The sequence below is a fragment of the Aeromicrobium sp. genome (assembly GCF_036675695.1).
Classification (GTDB): Bacteria; Actinomycetota; Actinomycetes; order Propionibacteriales; family Nocardioidaceae; genus Aeromicrobium.
In genome coordinates, this window is record NZ_JAKFEL010000147.1 from 1 (window position 1) to 4,292 (window position 4,292).

Annotated in this window: 5 protein-coding genes and 1 tRNA gene; 4 read left to right on the forward strand and 2 right to left on the reverse strand. The window is 63.3% G+C overall.

The genetic code is table 11. From position 1 onward, the window contains the following. Together V6M39_RS09080 and V6M39_RS09085 are read left to right on the forward strand one after the other, a co-directional pair. A partial coding sequence (locus tag V6M39_RS09080) for a hypothetical protein (protein WP_332643499.1) occupies positions 1-484 on the forward strand: 484 nt, incomplete at its 5' end. 73 nt (positions 485-557) lie between these two features. After that, positions 558-644 (forward strand) — tRNA-Ser (locus V6M39_RS09085). 105 nt (positions 645-749) lie between these two features. On the opposite strand, the gene V6M39_RS09090 is transcribed toward V6M39_RS09085, so the two are convergent. Continuing rightward, positions 750-1,187 (reverse strand): EamA family transporter, encoded by a 438-nt coding sequence (locus V6M39_RS09090; protein WP_332643500.1) that lies wholly within the window; start codon positions 1,185-1,187, stop codon positions 750-752. A 53-nt stretch (positions 1,188-1,240) separates the two neighbouring features. Here V6M39_RS09090 and V6M39_RS09095 point away from each other — a divergent pair, with 53 nt between their 5' ends. Beyond that, entirely contained in the window at positions 1,241-2,023 is a 783-nt protein-coding gene (locus tag V6M39_RS09095) for an MBL fold metallo-hydrolase (RefSeq protein ID WP_332643501.1), read from the forward strand. Between the two features lie 5 nt (positions 2,024-2,028). Continuing rightward, the gene (locus tag V6M39_RS09100; protein ID WP_332643502.1) at positions 2,029-2,292 is read left to right on the forward strand and encodes a hypothetical protein; all 264 of its coding nucleotides are present in this window, start codon (positions 2,029-2,031) and stop codon (positions 2,290-2,292) included. 57 nt (positions 2,293-2,349) lie between these two features. On the opposite strand, the gene V6M39_RS09105 is transcribed toward V6M39_RS09100, so the two are convergent. Continuing rightward, positions 2,350-4,167: a phosphoenolpyruvate carboxykinase (GTP) gene (locus V6M39_RS09105; RefSeq protein WP_332643503.1), complete on the reverse strand. Its 1,818-nt coding sequence runs from the start codon at positions 4,165-4,167 to the stop codon at positions 2,350-2,352. Between the last annotated feature and the right edge of the window lie 125 nt (positions 4,168-4,292).

Here is a 4,292-nt window from a genome sequence, read left to right on the forward strand (position 1 = left end):
CTTGAAAGCGCTCGCTGGCAGCAATGTCAGCCGCGGGTTCGAATCCCGCCCCCTCTGCTCTATGAACTACCGTCTCGATCGTCGCTTCGTCCTGCGCTCCCTCGGCATCAATGTGATGACGCTTGGGACGTTCACTGTTGGCGCCTTCCTGCTGCCCGGCGTTTGGTCGTGGCTCTTCGCGGGGCTTGCTGTGCTGCTTCTGATCAACGCTGTGACGATGGCGGTCTGGCCTCCGGTTGTCGTCCGCACAGCCGAAGCGAACGTGCGCGTTGGCGGGCGGCTGACGGTCCGACGGATCTCGCTGCCCTGGTCCGAGGTCGAGGGCGTTGATCACGCCGACGGTCGGCTCTATTTCACCCGCGGGGACGAGACGATTCTGAGCTTCCCGCTCGCGTATGTCGGCCCGCGCGGTGAGGAACTCGTACGCGACATCTACGACCGACTCAACACCGCGAACGGCTACACCCGCTTCAACCCGAGCTGACTCCTGTCCCGATTCGTCGGGGACGCCTTGTGGTCGGTATCCTGTTCCGGTTGCCTGTTTCGACGGGCGGCGGGGAGGTGTCGCATAGTGGCCTAGTGCGCCCGCCTGCTAAGCGGGTTGAGGTTTAAACCTCTCGCGAGTTCAAATCTCGCCACCTCCGCCGTAAACGCAACAAGCAATGCTCGAAGGACCAGCCGCGCAACGTGGCTGGTCCTTCTGCGTGGCGATCGTGGCGGAGCTCGCTCCGCCGCCTCACGCCGGGCCGCTAGGTCCAGGCCAACAACACTGCTCCTGCGCCCACCAGGACGACACCGATCCATTGCTTGGGCTGCAGGTGTTCTCCGAGCAAGGTGACACCGAAGATCGCGACGAGGACGACGCTGAGCTTGTCGACCGGTGCCACCAACGAGGCGGGTCCAAGCTTGAGCGCCCGGAAGTAGCAGATCCAGGAGGCCCCGGTCGCCAGCCCGGACAGGATCAGGAACACCCATGTCTTGGTCGTGAGTGGCCCCGGCGAGTGGAACTTCCCGAGAACCACGAGGATGAAGCCGAGCGTCACGAGGATGACGATCGTACGAATGAATGTCGCAACGTCGGAGTCGACGTCCTTGACGCCGACCTTCGCGAAGATCGCCGTCAGCGCCGCGAAGAAGGCCGAGAGGCCTGCCCAGAAGGGCCAGGAATGAATCAGCGTCGAATCCATTGGATCGCCTCGTTTCTCGACGGCACGCGATTCGATCCGTCAGGATTCAGCGTATGCGCGTTAGCCACCTGAACTGCGGAACGATGAACCCACCGACGATGTCGCCCATCGTCTGTCATGTGCTGTTGTGCGAGACCAATGACGGACTGGTGCTGGTCGACAGCGGCCTCGGTCGTGCAGACTTCGCCGATCCGAGGCGAATGGGGCCCGCACGGTTCCTGACCCGCCCGGCTCGCGCTGACGCAGAGACCGCCGCCACGCAGGTTGAGGCACGCGGTCACTCGTTGTCTGATGTCACGCACATCGTGCTGACCCACATGGACTTCGACCACATCGGCGGAGTTTCCGACTTCCCCGACGCCGTCGTGCATACGACCGCCGATGAGCACGACTGGGCTGTGGCCAACCCTGACTTCATGTCCAAGCAGCGCTACTCGCAGAAGCAATGGGCGCACGGCCCACGGTTCGAGACACACGCCGGCCCGGGCGATGGGTGGAAGTTCGGGCTGAGCGGCATCGAGGTCCTGCCCGGGATCACGTATGTGCCGATGCCCGGACACACCAAGGGGCACGCGGCTGTGGCTGTCGAGCCCGATGGAGGGGGAGTCCTGTTCCACGCTGGTGACGCAGTCTTCGATGCGAGCTCCTATGCGCCGACGGCGCCTTCCGGCAAGACGCTGGGCAAGATCCGCAAGCTTCGCGCCTTCGAGAAGGTCATGGCGCAGGACGGCAAGAAGCTCGCCGGCAACCACGCGACGCTCTCACGGCTCAATGGTGAAGAAGGCGTGACCGTGTTCAACGCCCACGACAAGCGCATCTTCGACGACCTGGCCTGATTGAGTTGGGCGTCGACTGGTGGGTGCGGAATGGGGACACCGGCAAGACGGTGCTCTTCCAGTTCCCCAACCCAGCCCTCTGGGTGTTCTTCGCTGCAACAGCGCTGCGCTGGAGTCCGTACGACGAGATCGACACCGAGCTGCGCTGGGTCGGCTCGGGAGCGCTGATCGTGTGGGGGCTCGATGAGCTCGTACGCGGCGATGCTCCGTACCGACGCATTCTTGGAGCCATCGTTCTTGGCTGGCAGATCGCCAACCTGCTCACTTGAGGTGGCCAGAAACGAAAAGCGCCCCGGACCGAGGTCCGGGACACTTGTTCGTCTGGATCAGGCTTCGAGACGAGCCTTCAGGCCATCGAGCTCAGTCCAGAGCACGGCCGGCAGGGTGTCGCCGAACTGCTCGAACCATTCGTTGATCTGCGGGATCTCGGCCTTCCACTCGTCGACGTCGACGCGGAGCGCCTCTTCGAGCTGAGCGGTGGAGACATCGAGTCCGTCGGTATCGATCGACGAGGCCGGCGGCACGAGACCGATCGGCGTCTCGCGAGCTTCAACCTTGCCCTCGACGCGGTCGATGACGTACTTGAGGATGCGGCTGTTCTCGCCGAAGCCGGGCCACAGGAAGCCACCGTCTTCGTCGCGGCGGAACCAGTTGACGTAGAAGACCTTGGGGAACTTCGACTCGTCGTTGTTCTTGGCCATGTTGATCCAGTGACCGAAGTAGTCACCAGCGTCGTAGCCGATGAACGGCAGCATCGCCATCGGGTCGCGGCGGACAACGCCGACGGCACCGGTCGCAGCGGCCGTGGTCTCCGAGGAGAGCGTCGCACCCATGAACGTTCCGTGGGTCCAGTCGCGGGCCTCGGTGACGAGCGGGATGGTCGTCTTGCGGCGGCCACCGAAAAGGATCGCGTCGAGCGGGACGCCGTTCGGGTCGTCGTACTCGTCAGCCAGGATCGGGCACTGCTTGATCGGGGTGCAGAAGCGGCTGTTGGCGTGGCTCGAGAGCTCGGTGCTCTCGGGGGTCCAGTCGTTGCCCTTCCAGTCGGTCAGGTGAGCCGGCGGCTCGTCCGTCATGCCCTCCCACCAGATGTCGCCGTCGTCGGTCAGAGCAACGTTGGTGAAGACCGAGTTGCCCTGCTCGATGGTGCGCATCGCGTTGGCGTTGGTGTCCCAGCCGGTGCCAGGTGCAACACCGAAGAGACCGAACTCGGGGTTGACGGCGTAGAGACGACCATCGGCACCGACACGGATCCAGGCGATGTCGTCGCCGATCGTCTCGACCTTCCAACCCGGGATGGTCGGCTCGACCATCGCGAGGTTGGTCTTGCCGCACGCGCTCGGGAAGCCGGCGGCGATGTACTTGACGACGCCTTCGGGGTTCGTGAGCTTCAGGATGAGCATGTGCTCGGCCATCCAGCCGTTGTCACGACCCATCACCGAGGCGATGCGGAGCGCGTAGCACTTCTTGCCGAGGAGGGCGTTTCCGCCATACGAGGAGCCGAACGACCAGATCATGCGCTCTTCGGGGAACTGCACGATGTACTTGGTGTCGTTGCACGGCCACTTCACGTCGGCCTGGCCTTCGGCCAGTGGAGCACCGAACGAGTGGAGAGCGGGGACGTAGTCAGCCTCGGTCTCTTCGATCTGGTTGAGGACGTCCTTGCCGATGCGGGCCATGACGGTCATCGAGGCGACGACGTATGCGGAGTCGGTGATCTCGATGCCGAACATCGGGTTGTCGGACTCGAGGTGACCCATCACGAACGGGATGACATACATCGTGCGGCCCTGCATGCAGCCGTCGTAGAGGTCCGTCATGGTCTTCTTCATCTCGTCAGGCGCCATCCAGTTGTTGGTGGGCCCGGCGTCCTTCTCGTCGACGGAGCAGATGTAGGTGCGGTCCTCGACGCGTGCGACGTCGTTGGGATCGGATGCGCAGTAGAAGGAGTTGGGCTTCTTATCGGCGTTGAGACGCTTGAAGGTCCCTGCCTCGACAAGCTTGTCGGTGATGGAGACCCACTCTTCGGGGGATCCCTCACACCAGTAGATGTCGGCGGGCTTGGTGAGGGCGGCTACTTCGTCAACCCAGCTCTGGAGCTTGGCGTAGGTCGAACGGTAGGTAATGGTCGTGTCTAAAGACATAGGTGAACTTTTCCTTCTCGCGCATCGCGAACCAAGCGCATTGATTCGCACTTCCCGGCAATCGACGTGTCGGCAGGGATAGCTGATGTGTGATTTTCCGTCTCCGACGGGCGAAGACGATCAAT

Excerpts from the sequence above, each read along its gene's own strand:
- V6M39_RS09090 (WP_332643500.1), bottom strand. The coding sequence starts at position 1,187 with ATGGATTCGACGCTGATTCATTCCTGGCCCTTCTGGGCAGGCCTCTCG.
- V6M39_RS09095 (WP_332643501.1), top strand. The coding sequence starts at position 1,241 with ATGCGCGTTAGCCACCTGAACTGCGGAACGATGAACCCACCGACGATG.
- V6M39_RS09105 (WP_332643503.1), bottom strand. The coding sequence starts at position 4,167 with ATGTCTTTAGACACGACCATTACCTACCGTTCGACCTACGCCAAGCTC.